General features: G+C 61.9%; 20 protein-coding genes. 9 read left to right on the top strand and 11 right to left on the bottom strand.

From position 1 onward, the window contains the following. Positions 1-39 precede the first annotated feature (39 nt). The 6 genes from G6N83_RS09780 to G6N83_RS09755 are packed head-to-tail and all read left to right on the top strand — an operon-like array spanning position 40 to position 3973. Positions 40-1155: a ThiF family adenylyltransferase gene (locus tag G6N83_RS09780; RefSeq protein ID WP_165141600.1), complete on the top strand. Its 1116-nt coding sequence runs from the start codon at positions 40-42 to the stop codon at positions 1153-1155. Next, on the top strand, positions 1152-2390 hold the full coding sequence (locus G6N83_RS09775) for a molybdopterin molybdotransferase MoeA (protein ID WP_165141598.1): 1239 nt from the start codon (positions 1152-1154) through the stop codon (positions 2388-2390). Before G6N83_RS09780 ends, G6N83_RS09775 begins: the two co-directional genes overlap by 4 nt. Then, complete coding sequence (moaC, locus tag G6N83_RS09770) at positions 2387-2863, top strand: cyclic pyranopterin monophosphate synthase MoaC (RefSeq protein WP_165141596.1); 477 nt, start codon at positions 2387-2389, stop codon at positions 2861-2863. Before G6N83_RS09775 ends, moaC begins: the two co-directional genes overlap by 4 nt. Continuing rightward, the gene (gene mobA / locus G6N83_RS09765; protein WP_165141594.1) at positions 2860-3468 is read left to right on the top strand and encodes a molybdenum cofactor guanylyltransferase; all 609 of its coding nucleotides are present in this window, start codon (positions 2860-2862) and stop codon (positions 3466-3468) included. Before moaC ends, mobA begins: the two co-directional genes overlap by 4 nt. After that, entirely contained in the window at positions 3465-3740 is a 276-nt protein-coding gene (locus tag G6N83_RS09760) for a DUF6457 domain-containing protein (RefSeq protein ID WP_165141592.1), read from the top strand. The genes mobA and G6N83_RS09760 overlap by 4 nt, the downstream gene beginning before the upstream one ends. Further along, on the top strand, positions 3740-3973 hold the full coding sequence (locus G6N83_RS09755) for a MoaD/ThiS family protein (protein ID WP_165141590.1): 234 nt from the start codon (positions 3740-3742) through the stop codon (positions 3971-3973). The genes G6N83_RS09760 and G6N83_RS09755 overlap by 1 nt, the downstream gene beginning before the upstream one ends. A gap of 15 nt (positions 3974-3988) precedes the next feature. On the opposite strand, the gene G6N83_RS09750 is transcribed toward G6N83_RS09755, so the two are convergent. The 4 genes from G6N83_RS09750 to G6N83_RS09735 all read right to left on the bottom strand — a co-directional run bounded on the left by G6N83_RS09750 (position 3989) and on the right by G6N83_RS09735 (position 5704). Beyond that, a complete protein-coding gene (locus G6N83_RS09750) occupies positions 3989-4285 on the bottom strand; it encodes a hypothetical protein (protein WP_165141588.1) in 297 nt (98 codons plus the stop codon). After that, positions 4285-4713 carry a molybdenum cofactor biosynthesis protein MoaE gene (locus G6N83_RS09745; protein WP_165141586.1) on the bottom strand — a complete coding sequence of 143 codons (429 nt, stop codon included), beginning with the start codon at positions 4711-4713 and terminating at the stop codon, positions 4285-4287. Before G6N83_RS09745 ends, G6N83_RS09750 begins: the two co-directional genes overlap by 1 nt. Continuing rightward, positions 4713-5195, bottom strand: a complete 483-nt coding sequence (locus tag G6N83_RS09740; RefSeq protein WP_165141584.1) for a MogA/MoaB family molybdenum cofactor biosynthesis protein — start codon at positions 5193-5195, stop codon at positions 4713-4715. Before G6N83_RS09740 ends, G6N83_RS09745 begins: the two co-directional genes overlap by 1 nt. 164 nt (positions 5196-5359) lie before the next feature. Continuing rightward, entirely contained in the window at positions 5360-5704 is a 345-nt protein-coding gene (locus G6N83_RS09735; RefSeq protein ID WP_165141582.1) for a VOC family protein, read from the bottom strand. Between the two features lie 135 nt (positions 5705-5839). Here G6N83_RS09735 and G6N83_RS09730 point away from each other — a divergent pair, with 135 nt between their 5' ends. Further along, positions 5840-6367: a GNAT family N-acetyltransferase gene (locus G6N83_RS09730; RefSeq protein WP_241246179.1), complete on the top strand. Its 528-nt coding sequence runs from the start codon at positions 5840-5842 to the stop codon at positions 6365-6367. Here the strand turns inward: G6N83_RS09730 and G6N83_RS09725 are convergent. Together G6N83_RS09725 and G6N83_RS09720 are read right to left on the bottom strand one after the other, a co-directional pair. Continuing rightward, a complete protein-coding gene (locus G6N83_RS09725; RefSeq protein WP_165141578.1) occupies positions 6364-7902 on the bottom strand; it encodes an SDR family oxidoreductase in 1539 nt (512 codons plus the stop codon). The two genes, G6N83_RS09730 and G6N83_RS09725, sit on opposite strands and share 4 nt — an antisense overlap. A gap of 74 nt (positions 7903-7976) precedes the next feature. Further along, positions 7977-10289: an FdhF/YdeP family oxidoreductase gene (locus G6N83_RS09720; RefSeq protein WP_165141576.1), complete on the bottom strand. Its 2313-nt coding sequence runs from the start codon at positions 10287-10289 to the stop codon at positions 7977-7979. A gap of 207 nt (positions 10290-10496) precedes the next feature. Here G6N83_RS09720 and G6N83_RS09715 point away from each other — a divergent pair, with 207 nt between their 5' ends. Then, positions 10497-11978, top strand: coding sequence for an MFS transporter (locus G6N83_RS09715; protein WP_165141574.1), 1482 nt, complete (start codon positions 10497-10499; stop codon positions 11976-11978). On the opposite strand, the gene G6N83_RS09710 is transcribed toward G6N83_RS09715, so the two are convergent. Then, positions 11941-12630 carry a phosphatase PAP2 family protein gene (locus tag G6N83_RS09710; RefSeq protein WP_165141572.1) on the bottom strand — a complete coding sequence of 230 codons (690 nt, stop codon included), beginning with the start codon at positions 12628-12630 and terminating at the stop codon, positions 11941-11943. The two genes, G6N83_RS09715 and G6N83_RS09710, sit on opposite strands and share 38 nt — an antisense overlap. A 34-nt stretch (positions 12631-12664) precedes the next feature. Then, the gene (locus G6N83_RS09705) at positions 12665-14017 is read right to left on the bottom strand and encodes a multidrug effflux MFS transporter (protein ID WP_375782620.1); all 1353 of its coding nucleotides are present in this window, start codon (positions 14015-14017) and stop codon (positions 12665-12667) included. 176 nt (positions 14018-14193) lie between these two features. On the opposite strand from G6N83_RS09705, the gene G6N83_RS09700 reads away from it, so the two are divergent. Further along, positions 14194-14628, top strand: coding sequence for a hypothetical protein (locus G6N83_RS09700; RefSeq protein WP_165141570.1), 435 nt, complete (start codon positions 14194-14196; stop codon positions 14626-14628). Here the strand turns inward: G6N83_RS09700 and G6N83_RS09695 are convergent. The 3 genes from G6N83_RS09695 to G6N83_RS09685 all read right to left on the bottom strand — a co-directional run bounded on the left by G6N83_RS09695 (position 14615) and on the right by G6N83_RS09685 (position 19201). After that, on the bottom strand, positions 14615-17008 hold the full coding sequence (locus G6N83_RS09695; protein ID WP_241246178.1) for an HAD-IC family P-type ATPase: 2394 nt from the start codon (positions 17006-17008) through the stop codon (positions 14615-14617). The genes G6N83_RS09700 and G6N83_RS09695 overlap by 14 nt on opposite strands. 85 nt (positions 17009-17093) lie before the next feature. After that, on the bottom strand, positions 17094-18071 hold the full coding sequence (locus G6N83_RS09690; RefSeq protein WP_165141566.1) for a carbohydrate ABC transporter permease: 978 nt from the start codon (positions 18069-18071) through the stop codon (positions 17094-17096). Next, on the bottom strand, positions 18068-19201 hold the full coding sequence (locus G6N83_RS09685) for a carbohydrate ABC transporter permease (RefSeq protein ID WP_165141564.1): 1134 nt from the start codon (positions 19199-19201) through the stop codon (positions 18068-18070). The genes G6N83_RS09690 and G6N83_RS09685 overlap by 4 nt, the downstream gene beginning before the upstream one ends. Between the last annotated feature and the right edge of the window lie 77 nt (positions 19202-19278).

Here is a 19278-nt window from a genome sequence, read left to right as displayed (position 1 = left end):
GATGGGTCCGCAGTAACAACACGGGATTACTCTGGGACCATGCCTCTTCCACCCCTTGTCGAGCCCGTCGCAGAACTGAGCGCAAGCGAGCGCACGCGCACGGCACGCCACACGGCACTCGCCGGGTTCGGCGACATCAGCCAGCGTCGACTGTCGTCCGCTCACGTCGCGATCGTTGGCGCCGGCGGGCTGGGGTCGCCGAGCGTATTGGCGCTAGCGGCGGCTGGTGTTGGCATGCTGACCGTCATCGACGATGACGTGGTCGAACACACCAACCTGCAGCGCCAAATCATGCACCGCCGCGGTGACATCGGTGCTGCCAAAGTCGAGAGCGCGATCCGAGTCGCAAGCGACCTCGCACCAGAAACCACGGTGCGTGCGCGACGTGTGCGTCTCACAACCGAGAATGCGCGCGAAGAGCTCGCCGGCGCCGACGTCGTCATCGATGGCACCGACACATTCGAAACGCGACACGCTATCGCCGCCGCGTGCGAAGAGCTCCAGGTGCCTCTCGTCTGGGGCACCGTGCAAGGCTTCGATGCTCAGGTCACGGTCTTCTGGTCAAACCCACCCAAGGGCACTGAGCCCATCGTTCTCTCCGATCTCTACCCGGATGGCAGCGTCGGCGAAGTACCGACGTGCGCGGATGTCGGCGTGCTCGGCGCGCTCTGCATGCAGGTTGGTGGCGTCATGGCAATCGAAGCAATCAAGCTCATCGCGGGGATCGGCGAACCGCTCCTCGGGCGAATCCTTGTGATCGACAGCATGCGCGCACGCCAGAGCGAGGTCACTCTGCGATCGTCTCGCATGCGATGGACGCGCGCACCAGAACCAGCGTCGAGAGTGAAAGCTCCGCACGTCACGGTTGCAGGGGCGCTCGAAGCTCAGGCCTCAGGAGTACGCCTGCTCGACGTGCGAGAGCCGGGCGAAACTGCCACGGGCACGATCCCGGGAGTTGTCGAATTACCCCTCGCGCAGCTCCTTGATGATCCAGGCCGGGTCGGCACCGACCCGATCGTGATCGTCTGCGAAAGCGGAATGCGCGCCCAGCGTGCGGCTGACCTGCTGCGCGGACGAGGGGTCGCGGCATCCGTTCTCACCGGCGGCATGGTCGCGTGGCGCAGCGCCCAGAGCGAAGCGCAACAGCCCGCATGAATGAAATGCTCGAGGTCGAAGAGCACCTCGCCAGTATTTTGGCGACCGTCGCCGTCGTTGGAACTGAAACAGTCACTCTCGCTGCTGCGTGCGGGCGCACGCTGCGTGAGCCCGTTCGGGCCGCGGTTGATATCCCGGTTTTCGACAACTCCGCGATGGACGGATTCGCGGTGCGCTGGGCTGATGTGGCCACAGCATCCACCGAGCATCCGGTGCGCTTGCGCGTAGTCGCCGATCTTCCCGCTGGCAGCGATGCTGACCCGGTCCTCAGCGCAGGAGAGGCCGCCCGCATCATGACGGGGTCGGCACTTCCTACTGACGCCGATGTGATCGTGCCGTTCGAAGAAACCGCCGGCGGTCTCGAAGATTCACTCGGCGAAATCGAGGTGCTCCTCGCCCCGGCGCGTCGAGGTGCCCATGTGCGGCTCCACGCCGGCGACGCTCATGTCGGCGACGAGATCATGGCCCCCGGAATCCACATTGGTCCGCTCCAGGCCGCCGCCGCAGCCGCAGCCGGGGTTCCTACGCTCGTGGTTTCACAGCAACCACGCGTCGCGGTCATCTCCACCGGTTCCGAGCTCGTCACCCCCGGCGATCCTCTCCGTCGCGGGCAAATACCCGAATCGAATAGCACTCTGCTCGCGGCGCTCGCGGCCGATGCCGGCGCCGAGATCGTCTTGCGCATGAGCGTTCCCGACGACGACGAGAGCTTGCGTCGCGCACTGGCGGATGCCACGACCCGCGGCGCTAATGCCGTGATCTTCTCTGGCGGAGTCAGCGCGGGAGCCTACGAAGTGGTGAAGACCGCTCTCGGACCGGGGGGTGAAATGTCGTTTTCGAAGGTCAAAATGCAGCCAGGAAAGCCCCAGGGCTTCGGCCGGCTTTCCAGCGGCGTTCTCCTTTTCGGGCTCCCCGGAAATCCCGTGAGCTCGGCGGTGTCTTTCGAAGTCTTCGTGCGCCCCGCGCTCCTCGCGATGCAGGGCCGCGCCGAGCTGGCGCGCACGGTGCTGCGCATGCAGACAAGCGCTTCATGGCGCACCCCTCCCGGTCGGCGCCAGTATCTCCCGGTCGTGATCGACCGCACCGACTCCGCCGGATGGACTGTCGCCCCAGCTACGTCTGGTGCCTCCCATCTTGCCGGTGGGCTTGCGCGCGCCGAGGCATACGCGATCGTTCCCGCGGAGGTCACCGAAGTCGCCGCCGGGGCGTTCGTCGATGTCATGCTGGTGTCATGAGTTTCACGCATCTGGATGCCGCAGGCCACGCCCGCATGGTTGATGTCACTGCCAAGCAGCCCACCGTCCGCGCGGCCACTGCCCGCGGCTTTGTGCGCTGTTCTCCCGAGGTCGTCGCAGCACTCCGTGACGGCACTGCACCGAAGGGTGACGTCCTCGCCGTTGCACGCATCGCCGGTATCCAGGGCGCGAAGCAAACCCCCGCACTTCTGCCCCTCGCCCACGTAATTGGCGTGCACGGCGTTGTCGTCGACCTCGATCTGGGTGACGAGGGCGTCGCTATCGAAGCTGTCGTTCGCACGGCCGACCGCACCGGGGTCGAGATGGAAGCACTCACCGCGGTGTCGGTGGCAGCTCTCGCCATCGTTGACATGGTGAAGGGGATGGACAAAGCCACCTCGATCGAGAACGTGCGAATCGTCGCAAAAGAGGGCGGCAAGTCCGGGCCCTGGATGCGGCCCGGCGAGCAGTGAGTATCAGCGCTATCCTTCTCGCGGGCGGCCGCGCATCGCGGCTCGACGGTGCGACGAAGCCACTGTTCACTCGTGACGGACATACTCTCCTTGACCGAGCGATCGGCGCGGTACGAGGAGTCGGCTGCGAGCTGATCACAGTCGTCGGCCCCGAACTCTCAACACCCGAACGCGCCGGCATTGCCTGGGTGCGCGAAGATCCGCCTTTCACAGGTCCGGCCGCCGCGACCGTTGCCGCACTGGCTACGGGCACGATGGACTCGGAGTGGACGCTCATTCTGGCATGCGATCTCCTCCGCCCAGATGTGGCCGGGGTCATGCTCGCGGAAGCCGTCGCGCTATTGCCCCACGACACTGACGGCGTATGTCTCGGGGACAGCGCCTCACGCCCACAGTGGATGATCGGCGCGTATCGCACACGGGCGCTTGTACGCGCGGCATCCGCGATGCCCGATGCTGGCCGCAATGCGTCAATGCGTGCGCTGCTCGACGACTTGGCGATCGCCGTGATCGCCGCACCAGACCACGTGGTCGCAGACGTGGACACCTGGCAGGATGTCGAGACAGCACACCTGCAGCTCCCCACTCGAGAGGATCCCTCATGACTGAATCTCAGCGGACGCTCCCACCCGAGGCGCTCGACGCATGGGCGAAGGTGCTCTGCGAGCATTTTTCGATCGAGCGTGAAGACCTCCCGGTGGCGTTGATTCTCGATCTCGCGAGAGATGTGGCGGTCGGCGTTGCCCGCCCCGCCGCACCCCTCAGCGCATTTGCCGCTGGGCTTGTTGCCGGGCGCCAGGGGGGCACTTCCGAACAGGTGCGCGCAGCAGTCGTGCAGATCACCGCGCTCGCCGAAGCAGTAAAGAAGGATGTCTGATGGCCCTCGTTCGCTACTTTGCCGCGGCTGAAGAAGCCGCGGGTCGCACGCAAGAAGTCCGAAGTGATCCCACCCTGGGTGATCTACGAGCGGCACTCGCGACTGAACGCCCGGGTCTCGGCGGCATTTTGCCGAAGTGCGCCGTGTTGGTTGACGGTTCGCGCGTCGAAGACGACACCGTGCTGACAGACGACGCCGTGGTCGATGTGCTCCCGCCCTTCGCCGGGGGCTAACTAATCGCTTGAGGGTCAGACGAATCGCCCGGAACGAAACGGCAGCATTGGCGCTCGGTATTCGAGAAAAGACGCGCCGTCCGCGAGAAGCACAGCTCGCGCTTGGCCGAAACGCCACAACCGGTTGAAGAGAAAAACGTCGATGACGACGGGGCGATCCGCGGCCACTTGCCACGTACCGACACCCCACTGCGCGGGTTGACCGCGCCCTTCGACAACGAGCGTCGGCCTCACCCCGGCGTAGAGAGCGAACCACGGTTTGTGCAGCCTGAGTTCGATGCGTCGCGTCGCGCCACCCGCCAACTCAACCACTACCCGCCCAGCCCCTTCCAGGCTGTTGTACCGTCTGCCTCAACCTGGCGTTTCCACACCGGGAGTCCGGTCTTGATCGACTCGATCACGGCCCGGCATACCTCGAAGGCCACACCGCGATGAGCGGATGCCACGGCAATCACCACGGCAGCATCGCCCACTTCGAGGCGACCAATCCTGTGGCTCACCGCGACGATTGCCCCGGTATCGCCCGCGGCATCCTCAGCGATGCGATACAGGGCGGCTTCGGCGTCGGGATGAGCGGAATAGTCCAACGCGACGACAGCGGTCGTGGCATCCGGGTCGTGGTCGCGCACCCGACCGACGAACGTGGTCACGGCTCCCGCCGCATCGTCGTCGACGGCGAGAAGGTGCTCGTCGAGGTTGAGCGGGTCAGAGCTCATTCGAGCAATACGCACGGAAGTCATCAGTGGTCTCCCCCACTCAATTGGTCGATCACGTGAGCAGCAATAGACAGAATCACCGGCATCCCCGATCTCACAGCCGCTGTGGAACCGGGAAGATTAACGATCAGCGCACTGTCTTCGTCGACAACTCCTGCGAGTCCTCGAGTGAGCATCCCCGCAGGCTTTTCTGCCACACCGCGGCGACGGAGTTCTTCGGCGATGCCAGGAATCTCGCGCGTGATCACACGGGCGGTGCCCTCCGGTGTTTCGTCTCGCGGCGAAACGCCAGTGCCGCCGGTCGTCACGATGAGCCGAGCACCCGCAACGAGCGCGGCGTGCAGTGCCGCCTCGACGTTGTCGGCACCGTCGGCGACAACAGTCGGCGCATCGCAGATCCAGCCCGCTTCGCGAAGGACAGCGACCGCGATCGGGCCACTGGTGTCAGTTCGTTCCCCCGCCGCTGAACGGTCCGAAACCGTCACGACGAGCGCAGTGCGTTGCATGAGATACAGCCTATGGTCCGGCCAGCACGGATTGGCGCGCGCGTCGCCATGCAGCCAACGCGACGACAAGATGTCTCACGTGTGGGATCAATATTCGCTTCATACTCACGAAGACACGCGACCCGTCGTCGGCGAGCGTGGGGCAGCGGCAAGGGGTAGCTCCGCTACTCCCAGAGCTCGATGGGTAGCCCCTCGGGGTCATGGAGACGAGCGAAGCGACCGAAGCCCGCGGCATCCCATTCCTCACGACGTTCGACAACGATGTCCGCCGCTTCGAGCGACAGCACAAGTGCATCGAGATCGGTAACGCGGAGATTGAGCATGAACGGCTGATCAGCAGAAAAATAGTCGCTATCAGCTGGGAACGGCGCAAAGATCGTGGGGCCTTCTTGCTGCTGCCAGATGCTTTCAGAGCCGGCATCGATACCGAGATGCTCGCGATACCATTCAGCGCGTGCTTCCGGGTCTCGACTGCGGAAAAAAAGCCCTCCAATGCCCGCCACACTCATGATTTATCTCCCTGCGGTCATGGCTGATTAGCCGGCTCGGTTTCCGCTGATCGTAACCCGATCCACCGTGTTCGTCGGGTCCAGGTCATGGCGTGCGCTACCGCGCCACACTTCGTTGGCCTGAGGAGATCGACTGTGACATGGCCCACTGCGACTGCGCTCGAAACATCTCGTTTCAGCCTCGAACCGTTGTCTCAAGATCACGCTGATGAGATGACCGCCGTACTGGCAGACGCATCGCTCTACACGTTCACCGGCGACGAGCCGCCGACGCGAGACGAATTGCGCGCGCGATATGCACGCCAGTCCGTCGGGCACTCCCCTTCGGGCGATGCGGGGTGGCTCAATTGGATCATCAGAGAAAAAACGTCACAGGATGCCATCGGCTACATACAGGCAACGGTCACCGTCGATGACAACGCACGCGCGGCATCCATGGCTTGGCTCATTTCGCCCGCGAAACAGGGACTCGGGGCAGCTACCGAAGCAGGCATCACGACCGTGACGTGGCTCGCGGCCCAGGGAATCCAAATCGTTCGCGCTGAAATACATCCCGATCATCGCGCCTCCGAGGCGGTGGCAAGTCGCCTCGGCCTGGCTCCGACACTCGCGTGCATCGACGGTGAGCGAGTGTGGCAACGAGACCTGAGGTCTGATGGCTAAGCCGTCGGCTCGGCCTCGGCTGCCGCGGCGATGCGGTTAGCCATGCCGCGGAAGATGAAGCCGTGGAACGGCAGCACGGAAAGCCAGTACAAGCGACCGGCCAATCCTCTTGGGAAGAACACAGCCCGCTGATCGTAACGTGAGCCACCGTCTTCGTCGGCCGTCGCACGCAGCTCAAGCCACGCAAGACCCGGAACTTTCATTTCAGCCCGAAGCCGAAGCAGCTCGCCAGGCTCAAGCGCTTCAACGCGCCAGAAGTCGATGGCGTCCCCGACGCCCAGCCGCCCCTTGCTGCGCCGTCCTCGTGCGAGACCGATGCCGCCGACGAAACGATCCATCCAGCCGCGAATCGCCCACAAGACCGGGCTCGAGTACCAACCGGTCTCGCCGCCGATTCCTTCGATCACCGTCCACAGCTTGTCGACGGATGCGGTAGTCTTAGCGCTGCGCTTATCGGTATAGACGACTTGGCCCGCCCAATCCGGGTCGCTCGGCAACGGATCGCTCGGCACGCCCGAGAGGTCGGCATCCTGCCAGCTCGTCTCGATCTCGTCGGCTTCCAGGCGGCGGAGAGCGAGCGAAACTGCGCCGCGGTAGGTCGTGAGCCCGCCTTCGGGCAGCGGAATCAGTTCATCGACATCGTGATTTTTCATCACACATTCGTTCTGCAGCGAAGCGATGAGAGGCCGGGCGATCTCACGCGGAATCGGCGTCACAACATTTACCCAGTGCGAGGCGAGGCCCGGAGTAAAAACCGGTAGTGAAGCGATCGGGCGCTGCCGAAGGCCCGCTTCGACGGCGTATCCGTTCATCATCTGGCCGTACCGCAACACGTCCGGTCCACCGATATCGACCGCACGGTTCACGTCGGCATCGACGCGTGCTGCCCCCAGCAGGTAATGCATGACATCGCGCACAGCAATGGGCTGGATGTGGTTTCGCACCCACCGCGGTGCCGGCATGTACGGCAGGACCTCCGTGAGGTGCCGCACCATCTCGAACGACGCCGAACCAGACCCGATGACCACGCCTGCCTGCAGCACGAGAGTGGGAACACCCGACTCGAGAAAGACTTCGCCGACCTCGACGCGCGAACGCAAGTGCGGCGAGAGTTCGACATCGTTGGGATGTAGCCCGCCGAGATAGACGATGCGTGAAACGGATGCCGCAACCGCCGCGTCCGCGATCGTGTGAGCCGCACGCAAGTCGGTTTCTTCGAAACCTTTGCCCGCCGACATGGAGTGGACGAGGTAGAAAAGGACATCGACGTCGGAGCTTGCCTCGCCGACAGCGTCGCGATCTTCTGCAGAACCTTCGACGACCTCGACATCTTTGCCCCAGGGGAACGCCGCCACCCGGTTAGCCGAGCGACCGAGCACACGCACCCGGTACCCAGCAGCCAGCAGTCGCGGAACCAACCGTCCGCCGATGTAGCCGGTTGCACCGACGACGAGCGCTCGCGGTGCACTACCGTCGGCACGTGGAATTGCCTGGAGCTGCGGTTCGCGGCCAGTGGGCGCAAAGGTGTCGGTCATGTCGCCGACGATACGCGCTGTGAGAAGTTGTTCTTCGGGGCTTGCGTCTACAGCAACACTCGCGTACTCAGCGTCTAGCTGCGGTGTTCGAGTCGGATGACGACCGACTTCGAGGTGGGTGTTCCACTCACATCCGCGACGGACTCAAGCGGCACGAGCACATTCGTTTCCGGGTAATACGCCGCGGCATTGCCGTGTGGCGTCGAATAGTCGACGATCCGGAAACCCTCGGCACGCCGCTCGTGCACAACGCCATCGGCGTCAGGCCATTCCGAGACAAGGTCAACGATTTCGCCATCGACGAATCCGAGCGCGGTGATGTCATCGGCGTTGACAAACACCACGCGGCGTCCGCCGTGGATGCCGCGGTAGCGGTCGTCTTTGCCATAGATCGTGGTGTTGTACTGGTCGTGCGAACGCAGGGTTTGTAGAACGAGGCGTCCGCTGGGAACCGGGATGTACTCGAGAGGATTGGCGGTGAAGTGGGCCTTTCCATCAGACGTCGCGAATCGCCGTTCATCTCTGGGCCCGTTCGGGAGAAAGAACGTGCGCCCCTTGTCGATGCGCTTCTCGAAGTCGTCAAACCCCGGTACGACCTTTTCGATGTGAGCGCGGACTCGGGTGTAGTCGTTTTCCAGCAGCTTCCAGTCGGCGACCGGCGCGTTTGGTCGATCCGATCCGAAGACAAGTTCGCATAGACGCGAGACGATGGCGACTTCACTCAGAAGGTCTTCGGCGGGAGGCGCCAACCGGCCTCGCGACGAGTGCACGGCCCCCATCGAGTCCTCGACAGATACCTTCTGCTCGGCTCCGCCACGCCGATCGCGATCGGTTCGGCCGAGCGTCGGCAAAATGATGGCGCGCTTGCCTGTGACGACGTGCGACCGATTCAGCTTGGTAGAGATGTGAACGGTTAGATCGAGTCGGCGAAGCGCCGCCTCTGTGACCTCGGTATCTGGAGTGGCAGAGGCGAAGTTGCCGCCCATGCCCAAGAAGAACCGCGCCTTGCCGTCGCGCATCGCACGGATCGCACCGACGGTGTCGTGACCGTGTTCACGCGGAGCAGTGAAAGCGAACTCGCGATCGAGGGCCCTGAGAAATTCTTCCGACGGCTTCTCATAAATGCCCATCGTGCGATCACCCTGCACGTTCGAGTGTCCCCGCACGGGGCACACCCCCGCGCCCGCACGACCGATGTTTCCCTGCAACAGCAATACGTTCACCACTTCGCGAAGCGTGGGCACCGAGTGCTTGTGCTGAGTGAGTCCCATCGCCCAGCACACGATCGTCGACGCTGACTGACGCACAGCTTCCCCCACCTCGCGAAGCTGCGCCTCATCGATCCCGGTGGCTTCCTCGAACTCTGACCACGAGGCATCCGACAGATGCGCTTTGTATGCCTCGAACCCCGAAGTGTGACTCGAGATGAATTCGTGGTCGAGCACGCCACCCTCGCGCACTTCGATCTCGAGCAGGTACTTCCCCACAGCCTGAAAAAGCGCCTGGTCGCCGCCGAGCCGAATCTGCACGAACTGGTCGGCAACCGGTGTGCCCCCGAGCACCATTCCCTTCGGCGTCTGTGGATTCTCGAACCTTTGCAGCCCGGCTTCGGGCAACGGATTGATCGCGATGATCTTCGCGCCCTGCTGCTTTGCCTTTTCGAGCGCGGTGAGCATTCGCGGGTGATTCGTCCCGGGATTTTGACCGGCAACGATCAACAGTTTTGCGGTGTGCACGTCTTCGATCGAAACCGTGCCCTTGCCAATACCGATCGTCTCGGAAAGGGCTGAGCCGGATGACTCGTGGCACATGTTCGAGCAGTCGGGCAGGTTGTTCGTGCCAAAGCCACGCACGAGCAGTTGATAGACGAACGCGGCCTCATTCGATGTGCGGCCCGATGTGTAGAAGATGGCTTCGTTCGGATCCGCGAGAGACCGAAGCTCGCGTGCGATCTCGTCGAGGGCATCGTTCCACGAAATCTCGCGGTAGTGCGTCGCGCCCTCATCCAGAATCATCGGATGCGTCAAACGCCCCTGCTGACCCAACCACCAGTCATCGTGGCCGGCGAGATCGGCCACGGAGTGCTCCGCAAAAAAATCTGGAGCTACACGGCGCACCGTCGCTTCTTCGGCGACAGCTTTCGCTCCGTTTTCACAGAACTCCGCCACATGACGGTGGTCAGTCTCGGGCCATGCGCAGCCCGGGCAGTCGAAGCCATCCTTCTGATTCACGCGCAACAGGGTTTGCGCCGTGCGCACGACACCCATCTGCGAGAGGGAGGTCTCCATCGCGTGCGCCACTCCAGGAATACCCACCGCAACGGTTTTGGGATTCGTCACGCGCAGGCGAGTTTCGTCGATGTCTGTCTTCGGGGGCTTCGATGCCATAACGCGATGCTAACGCGCCGTCCGGCGAACGGGGACGACAGTGTCCACGTCGCTCGCCAGCGGACAGAAGTACCACAGGCCGCGAGTCGATGCGAGCCCGGGCGTGATCTGAGCGAATACGCAACAGTAGAACATGACGCGTCCACACCGCCGCGGCACCCTGCCGCGCCCGGAGCAGCCCAATCGGGCCCGACCGCAGGAGGAAAAGTGCGTAACGAAAAAGATGTAGCCGCCCCGAGGCTCGACGTCGACGATGTCATTGTCGTCAAGAAGTCACGAATTCGAACCGCGATCGGCGGCACGGTCGTCGGTAACTTCATGGAATGGTTCGACTTCGGAATCTACGGATACCTCGCAGTCACCCTTGCGGTGGTCTTCACGGCTGATCTTCCCGATCCGTGGGGCTTGTTGGTCACGCTCTTTGGCTTCGCCATCTCCTTTCTCGTTCGCCCGATCGGCGGGATCGTTCTTGGGCCGCTCGGAGACCGCATCGGTCGCCAGAAGGTTCTCTTTCTCACGATGGCGATGATGGCCGTTGCCACGGCGCTTATCGGTGTGCTCCCCACGTCGAGCACTATCGGGCTGTGGGCAATCGTGCCGCTGTACTTCTTGAAGATGGTGCAGGGCTTCTCAACCGGTGGCGAGTATGCGGGCGCAACAACCTACGTGTCCGAGTTCTCCCCCGACAAGAGCCGCGGATTCTGGGCGTCGTGGCTCGATGTGGGTTCCTACGTCGGCTTCGCCGCTGGAGCTTCCGTTGTGGCGCTTACAACAATCGTCACAACGAACGTGTGGGGCGAAAACGCCATGGTCGACTTCGGCTGGCGCATCCCGTTCCTCGTCGCGATCCCCCTCGGAATTGTCGCAATCTGGTTCCGTCTCCGCATCCCGGAAACGCCCTCGTTCGAGGCAACGCGTGATGACGAGAACGCCACCGTGCTGCCACCCGAGAATCCGCTTGCGCGACACGGCGTGCTCGGAATTATCCGCTACCACTGGCGGACTGTCTTGATCGGTATCGCGCTCGTCGCGGCAACCAACACGGCCGGCTACGCGCTCACGAGCTATATGCCGACGTATCTCGAAAGTGAAGTCGGCGTCTCCAACCTCGGCGCGGCGGTCGCAACAGTGCCGGTGCTGATTGTGATGTCGGCACTCCTTCCGCTCATCGGAAAGCTCAGCGACCGTATCGGGCGAAAGCCGGTCTACCTCATCGCATCGAGCTCAACGATCGTGCTCATGATCCCGGCGTTCGCCATCATGCAGATCGGTGAAGAGTGGGCTGTGTTCATCGCCCTGGCGATGGTCGCAATCCCCGTCGCGTTCTACGTGGCCGTGTCAGCGTCGGCGTTGCCCGCACTTTTTCCGACGGCATCCCGCTTCGGAGCGATGGCCATCGCCTACAACATCTCGGTGTCACTGTTCGGCGGTACGACACCGTTGTTTAGCCAGGCACTGATCGAGCTGACTGGCAACACGTACATGCCCGCGTTCTACATCATGTTCTTCGCAGCGCTCGGCGGAGTCGCGATGCTCGCGATGCGCGAGTCCGCAAAGCGACCGCTGCTCGGATCAGTGCCAACGGTCGAGACCGAAGAAGAGGCACGAGAAATCGTCGAGCATCAAGACGATGACCCGTTCATCGACACTTCTACGATGCCTGTTCTCCTGACCCGCTCACCGCAGTAGTTCGACGCCACGAGCGTTCTGCGAGGAGCCGGGAAAACGCAATCGTCATGAGAAGCGCTATCCCGGCTCCGACCAGCGCACCCCCAACGGTGTCGGTCAGCCAATGTGCGTGCAAATAGGTCCGTGAGAATGCCATCAGCAGCACCCACAGTGCCCCAACGACATACGCCCATGCGCGTGGCACGAGCACAGCGAAAAGCACAGCCAGCGTCGCCGCGTTCGCAACGTGACCAGAGGGAAATGATCCGTAGTCACTCACGACGATGATGTCTTCGGGGCGCGCGCGCCCGAAGAGGTGTTTCAAAATCTGCACCGCCAGTGTGCTGGCGATGAGCGTCGCCACGACATAAACGGCAGCCCACGGTCGTCGAGTGACAAGCAATGCGGCGACCGCCGCCACCGGAACAACGACCGACGAAACGAAAACTCCGCCCGCGATATTCATTGCTTGTGAAAACCAGAGCAACAGCGGCGCAGCTGTTGCGGCAAGAAGGTTGTTCCACGCCGTGTCGATCGCAAACGGGACTGGCCCTCGTTCGTGAGTCCACAGTCCCAGACCGCACGCGAGAGCAATGCACACGAGCGCGATCGGCAGCAGAACCCGCAAGAGCGTTCGACGGGATGCCGGGCTGACCGGTGCTGCGTTTGTCATCGCACCATCATGCCTCTTTCGCGACGCCCACCTCTTAAGGCGCGAGCTGCGCTACAGTTCGCGGCCGCACGATGAACCACAGCGAGAATGCGCCGATGACCGCGCACCCGACCATCACTGATGCCATGGTCGTTGCGGTGATTCCGGAATCTCCCGAGATCAACCCAACGAGAGGCGAAATAATCCCCGCGATACCGAAGTTCGCAGCGCCGATGAGCGAAGCAGCCGTTCCCGCCGACTTTCCATGTCGGTCCAGAGCGAGAACCTGCACGCACGGAAAAGTGAATCCGCACGAGGTCATGAAGATAAAGAGCGGAATCATGACGGCCCACAGTCCACCACCCATCAGGTCTCCGATGATGATGGCGGCAGAAGACAGAATCAATGCCGCCGTCGAGAACGCCAAGACCCACTGCGGCCCGTAGCGCGCCGCCAGTCGGGATGCCGTCTGCACACCGATCACAATGCCGACAGAGTTAACGGCGAACACGATGCCGTACTGCTGCGGGTCCATCCCGAAACCCTGCTGAAACAGGAACGGCGACGCCGAAAGGTAAGAAAAGAGCCCACTGAACGCCATTGCGCCGATAATAAGCACGCCGACGAAGATCCGATCGCTGAAGACGCTGCGGTACCGCTGCATAAGAGTGGCCGACCCCGGACCGTTTCGGCGCGCAGGCGGAAGCGTCTCGGGAATCAGAAACAGAGTGCTCACGAGCATGACCGCGCCGTAGATCGCCAAAAAGACGAAGATGCCCCGCCACGGCATCACAACGAGCAACGCTGAGCCGATCAACGGCGCAATCACAGGAGCAACTCCCGATACGAGCGCGAGTCGACTGAGCATCACCACCAGTCGCTTTCCGCCGAACAGGTCGCGCACGATCGCCATCGCGACGACTCCACCGGCCGCAGCGCCCATCCCCATCAGCACCCGAGCGACGCCCAGCAGGATAAGCGTCGGCGCCAGAGCCGCGAGCGCACTCGCGACAACATGCAACGCAGTGACGATGATGAGCGGGATTCGTCGCCCCACCTTGTCGCTGAGCGGCCCGACGATGAGCTGTCCGATCGCGAATCCGAGCGTCGTGCCAGTGAGCGTGAGTTGAATCGCCGCCGCCGTCGTGTTGAAGTCGACTTCGAGCACCGGAAACGCGGGCAGGTAGAGATCGATCGTGAACGGCCCGAGCGCTGTGAGCGCCCCGAGCAACACGATGTAGATCACGCGACGCGCCCCCGGGATCGCGTCTCCCGGGTGGAGCATGATCGGTGCTGTCACCGGGTTCGTGCCCAGGGTGCGAATTGCTCCCGTCGGAGAGCTCGATGATCGCTTGGGGGAGGTGCGGTGAAAGCCGGTGGCAGTGGGTACGGAGTCAGTATCAGGCACGACGAAATTCACTTCAGGTTCGTAAGAGGTGTGGCCGCTAGGCCGAAATCAACAGCGCATCGAAACGATTCGAGCGCAGGTTTCAATGGTATCGGAACTCACGCGAAAGAATCAGGGCCACTTCGCATCAGCGCGCTTACCTAGAGCGCACGCGCCCTTCGTGTCAGGATGGGCGCGTGAATGAGCCCATCCGAGCGTCGAGACCCATCGTCATCACCATCGCAGTGGTGCTGGTCTACCTCAGCGGGCTCACGAGCACCGGGCTCGGCATCCTGATTCTTCTGAGCCGCTATCAGGTCGCAATAGATCAGGTTCTGTTGGTGTCGCTCCTCGGTGCGGGTATCATCCTCTTCGGCTTGCTCACCGTCGCCGTGGCCTCGTCGCTTTCCCGCGGGAGCGGGCTGTCACGTTTGCTCGTGACGATATACCTCGGCGTGCAGATCACACTTCACCTCACGACGATCATCACGACCGACGTCTGGGACTGGTACGCAGCAGTGCAGCTCGCGCTGGAGATATTCGTCGTGGCAGTCGTGTGGCTTCCGCCGGCATCGCGCTACTTCCGGCCGATGCGTGAAGCGCACACACCCGACATGGTCATTCAGCGCTAGCCATCACCCGCGCAACGTAGCGGCGGTGTACAAAACGCACTGCTTCGAGCAGCGCGATGGCACCGATCGTCACAGCGGTGAGCAGGTACGCCGCGGTCTCTCCGGGGTCGATCAACGCGAAGAACGACGTGGCAAGCGGAATGGTGAATATTCCGACGAGGCCGATGAACATCGCTCCGATAACGAGCACCTTGAAGCGATTGATCGGACGAGAAAGCACTGTCAATATCCAGATCCCGACGACGGCCAGGATGATCGTGGCGCCGGTGCGAAGCTCGGGCTCATCAACACCAAGACTCTTTGCCGCAAGTGTGTACGTCGTCAAGGCGAGCGCGACCATGATTCCTGCGGGGATAGCAAAAGAGAGCGAGCGCTTCAAGAAACCCGGAACGTATCGCTGTGCGTTCGGCATCAGAGCCAAGAAGAAGGCCGGGATGCCAATCGTCAGCCCATCCGTAATCGACAGCTGTCGCGGCAAGAATGGAAATTCGAGCACGAAGATGCCGAAGATCACGGCGAGCGCCGTGGCATAGGCCGTCTTTGTGAGAAACAGCATCGAGACCCGCTCGATGTTCGCAATAACCTGCCGGCCCTCCGCGACGACATCGGGAAGATGCGAGAACTGGCCATCGAGCAGCACCAACCGGGCGACGGCTTTCGTTGCAGCGGCACCCGAATTCATCGCGATCCCCATGTCGGCGGTTTTGATGGCGAGCGCGTCGTTGACACCATCACCGGTCATGGCGACTGTGTGCCCACGTGATTGCAACGCCACGACCATTCGCCGCTTCTGGTCCGGAGTGACTCGCCCGAAGACTGACTCAGTTTCGAGCACGACAGCCAGAGCGTCGTCATCTTCTGGGAGCAGCCGCGCGTCGTATCCTTCAGCCACGTCCACGCCCACTTCGCGGGCGATCGCCGCGACCGTACGCGGGTTGTCACCCGAGATGATGCGGATGCCGACGCCCTGTGCGCGAAAGTACGACAGTGTCTGCGCGGCATCCGGGCGCACTTGCTCCCGAAAAGTCAGCACAACGACCGCGTCAAGCTGGAGGGGCAACTCTTCGGCTTCGACGCCCGCAGCCTCCAACGTCAGCGGACTGTATGCAAGCACGAGCGTCCGGCGTCCGAGAGAAGCTAACGAAACGACTTCGGCGCCGAGCTCTGTCGATGTGTCACTCGCTTCGTCTCCGAAGATCATCTCGGGTGCTCCGAGCACCCACGTTCCTGCCAGATCAGAGAACGAAACCGCGCTCCACTTGCGTGCCGACGAAAACGAAATCGATGCGCCACGAGTGAGCGGATCAACGTGCGGATAGGGCTCTTGCAAACAGCGCGCAGTCGCATTGGCCTCGGATGCCGCACCATACCAAGACAGCACGCGCTCCCAGCCGTCAACGTAGTTCCGGAGCGGGTGGGCGCCATCAAATTCGATATTGCCGCCCGTGAGCGTGCCGGTTTTGTCGAGACAGATCACATCAACACGAGCGAGACCTTCAACAGCCGGAAGTTCGTTCACGAGCACCTGCTTGCTCGCGAGCTTCGCCGCTCCGACAGCGAATGCGATCGACGTCATCAAGACAAGTCCGAGCGGGATCATCGCGGTAAGAGAGGCGATCGTGTTCACGATCGCCTGCACCCATGAGCCACTCTCGAAGGCTCTCACCCACCCCCCGGCCACCATGATCTGAGCGTTCAGAACGAGCAGCCCGATTGGGCCGATTCCCCAGCCGACCCACTTCAAGACACGGTTGACCGACGTGCGAAGTTCCGAAGAAACCAGTGAGAACCGCTTCGCCTCAGTTGCGAATGTGTTGGCGTAGGAGTCCGCGCCCACTCGCACCACACGGGCGTCGCCCTCTCCGCCCACGACAACCGACCCCGAAAGCGCCTCATCGCCGGGATGTTTGTCGACGGCATCCGATTCTCCGGTGAGCATCGACTCATCGATTTGCAACCCGTGGGATGCGATAACGGTGGCATCGGCGGGTACCTGGTCGCCAGCGCGCAGAACGAGGACATCATCCATCACGACATCAACCGGAGCGATCTCGCGTTCCGTGCTGGCACGTCGCACTCGAGCCTGCGGAGCGTTAAGAAGCGCCAGTTTGTCGAGCGCAGCCTTTGCACGAAATTCCTGAACGCACCCAATGATGGCATTTCCGAAGGCGGCAAGGCCGAACAACGCATCGCGCCAATGGCCGACCAACAACAGCACGAGAAAACAGGCGCCCACGATGCCGTTGAAGAGAGTGAACACATTCGCCCGCACAATGTTCCACGCGCTACGACTCGAATCCGCCGTATACGCGTTAGTGTGCCCTGCGGCCACTCGATCGGCGACTTCTCCGTCGGTCAGCCCGACCGACGGATCAGTCACCTTCTCTTCAACTTCTGTATTCGTCGGCTCCACTAACGTCCCCCGTCTATTGACGATCACACTAGCGAAACAGACCCGACCGGAATCACCCCTTTGTGGAACCGGCCAGGAGCCCACGAACGAAGTAGCGCTGCAACGAGAAGAACACGATGAGCGGAACGATGATCGCAACGAACGCACCGGCCGTGAGGAGTTGCCATTCGTTTCCGCGCGTTCCCGTAATCTCGGCCAAAAGCTTCGTGATTGGCGCCACGGGCCCGTCGGCAAAGATGAGAGCGACCAGCAGGTCGTTCCACACCCACAAGAACTGGAAAATCGCGACTGACGCGATTGCTGGCATTGTCAGCGGCAAAACCACTCGGTAGAAGATCTGCCCCCGCGACGCACCATCGACGCGAGCTGCCTCGATGATGTCGGCTGGTATCTGCGACATGAAGTTGTGCAGAAGGTAGATCGCGAGCGGAAGTGCGAACATCGAGTGCGCAATCCAGACCTGCGCGTAACCTCCGGATACATCCAGCGGGCCCGTTATCTGAAGACCTGCCACATTGAGCCCGCGGGAGAACGAGCTAAGGAGCGGAATAAGAGCCATCTGAATGGGAACGATCTGAAGCGCGAAGATAAAGATGAAAAGCGCATCTCGACCTTTGAAGTCAATCCACGAGAACGCATATGCCGCGAAGCAGGCGATCGTCAAGGGAACAACTGTGGCTGGAATCGTGATCGCGATCGAGTTCACGAAAGCGCCCGCCATTGTCAGCTGAGCATTTCCGGCCTGCAGCACCTGCACGTAGTTATCTATGGTGACTTCGGGGTTAGTGAAGAAGGTCCACCACCCCGTGCTCTTTATCTGCTGTTCGGGGCGGAACGACGAAACCAAAAGCCCAAACGTCGGAATCGTCCAGAGAAGTGCGATGACGATGGATGCTACCGATGCCCACGGATTGGTGAGCTTTTTCCGCGCTTTTCGCCACGGGTTCTGCTCGCCCCGACGCTCGCCGCGAGTGAGCTCTTCTTTTGTCTCGTCGTCGAGTGGAAGATCGACCGGCATTACCTCGCTCATCGGATCTCCTTCTGCTTGCTGATTTGTCGCGCGTTGTAGATCACGATCGGCAATACCAGGATGAACAGCACGACAGCGAACGCTGCGCTTCGTCCGGCTTCGAACTTCGTGAACTGTGTATACATTTCGTTGGCGATGACCGACGTGTCGAAGTTTCCGCCGGTCATGGTTCGCACGATGTCGAAGACCTTCAACGATGCAATAGATATTGTCGTCAGCACCACGATGATCGCCGGTCGAATTGCCGGAACGGTGACGTTGCGAAAGCGCTGCCACGCGTTGGTTCCGTCGAGTTCGGCCGCCTCAAGTTGCTCGATGGGCACGCCCTTGATGGCAGCGGAGAGAATAACCATCGCAAAACCTGTTTGAACCCAGATCAGCACGACGATCAAGAAGAACGTATTCCATGGCGCTCCGAGCAGCCACTGCTGAGGCTCGCCGCCGAACCACACCACGATCTGATTCAAAATGCCGATCTGGGCAAATTCTGCCGACCGGTATTCGTACACGAATTTCCAGATGATGCTCGCACCGACGAACGAAATCGCCATCGGCATGAACACCAGCACTTTGTAGATCTTCTCGCCGCGTGTCTTATCGATGAAGACCGCATAGGCGAGACCGACAGCCGTCGAGACGGTTGGTGCGACGAGTACCCACACAATGGTGTTCGCAATGGTGCGAATTCCGTCAGGCTGGGTGAAGACCCACACGAAGTTCTCGAACCCGACGAATTCCTTTCCGGATGAGTTCATCAACGATGCGACGAGCGTTTGGATCGAGGGCAGGATGAGCCCGATGAGAAGCAAGATGCCGGCTGGCGCGAGAAAAGCGACCAGCTGGATGAAATATCCCTTTCCTCTTCGAGAACGAAAATCGATCAGGAAGAGAATCGCGCCGATGACCGCGGCTGCAATGGCAGCCCACCACACTGAGTTGAAGACGACGACAACGACTACTGGCACGAGCACGCACATGGCGAGTCGAACCCAGGTGTAGATCTTCCCGCTACGCGGGGCGATGTCGACGAAGAAGAGAATAAGACCAATGACGGCGAGGAACGCCACCACCACGACGACCGCCTGGAGAATGGGATGCATTGTCCCGACCCAGGTAAAGAAAGCGGTCATGTCGCTCCTTTCGAGTACGACTGTGGACTCGATGCTCGAATCCGGGTGAATACCAGTGCGCGGATTGAACGGGGCTG

This window comes from Microbacterium endophyticum, from assembly GCF_011047135.1.
GTDB classification, from domain to species: Bacteria; Actinomycetota; Actinomycetes; order Actinomycetales; family Microbacteriaceae; genus Microbacterium; species Microbacterium endophyticum.
This window is presented reverse-complemented; position numbering and strand designations above follow the sequence as displayed.

Coding starts and splice junctions, on each gene's coding strand:
- G6N83_RS09780 (WP_165141600.1), top strand. CDS start 40: ATGCCTCTTCCACCCCTTGTCGAGCCCGTCGCAGAACTGAGCGCAAGC.
- G6N83_RS09775 (WP_165141598.1), top strand. CDS start 1,152: ATGAATGAAATGCTCGAGGTCGAAGAGCACCTCGCCAGTATTTTGGCG.
- moaC (WP_165141596.1), top strand. CDS start 2,387: ATGAGTTTCACGCATCTGGATGCCGCAGGCCACGCCCGCATGGTTGAT.
- G6N83_RS09760 (WP_165141592.1), top strand. CDS start 3,465: ATGACTGAATCTCAGCGGACGCTCCCACCCGAGGCGCTCGACGCATGG.
- G6N83_RS09755 (WP_165141590.1), top strand. CDS start 3,740: ATGGCCCTCGTTCGCTACTTTGCCGCGGCTGAAGAAGCCGCGGGTCGC.
- G6N83_RS09745 (WP_165141586.1), bottom strand. CDS start 4,713: ATGACTTCCGTGCGTATTGCTCGAATGAGCTCTGACCCGCTCAACCTC.
- G6N83_RS09740 (WP_165141584.1), bottom strand. CDS start 5,195: ATGCAACGCACTGCGCTCGTCGTGACGGTTTCGGACCGTTCAGCGGCG.
- G6N83_RS09735 (WP_165141582.1), bottom strand. CDS start 5,704: ATGAGTGTGGCGGGCATTGGAGGGCTTTTTTTCCGCAGTCGAGACCCG.
- G6N83_RS09725 (WP_165141578.1), bottom strand. CDS start 7,902: ATGACCGACACCTTTGCGCCCACTGGCCGCGAACCGCAGCTCCAGGCA.
- G6N83_RS09720 (WP_165141576.1), bottom strand. CDS start 10,289: ATGGCATCGAAGCCCCCGAAGACAGACATCGACGAAACTCGCCTGCGC.
- G6N83_RS09710 (WP_165141572.1), bottom strand. CDS start 12,630: ATGACAAACGCAGCACCGGTCAGCCCGGCATCCCGTCGAACGCTCTTG.
- G6N83_RS09690 (WP_165141566.1), bottom strand. CDS start 18,071: ATGAGCGAGGTAATGCCGGTCGATCTTCCACTCGACGACGAGACAAAA.
- G6N83_RS09685 (WP_165141564.1), bottom strand. CDS start 19,201: ATGACCGCTTTCTTTACCTGGGTCGGGACAATGCATCCCATTCTCCAG.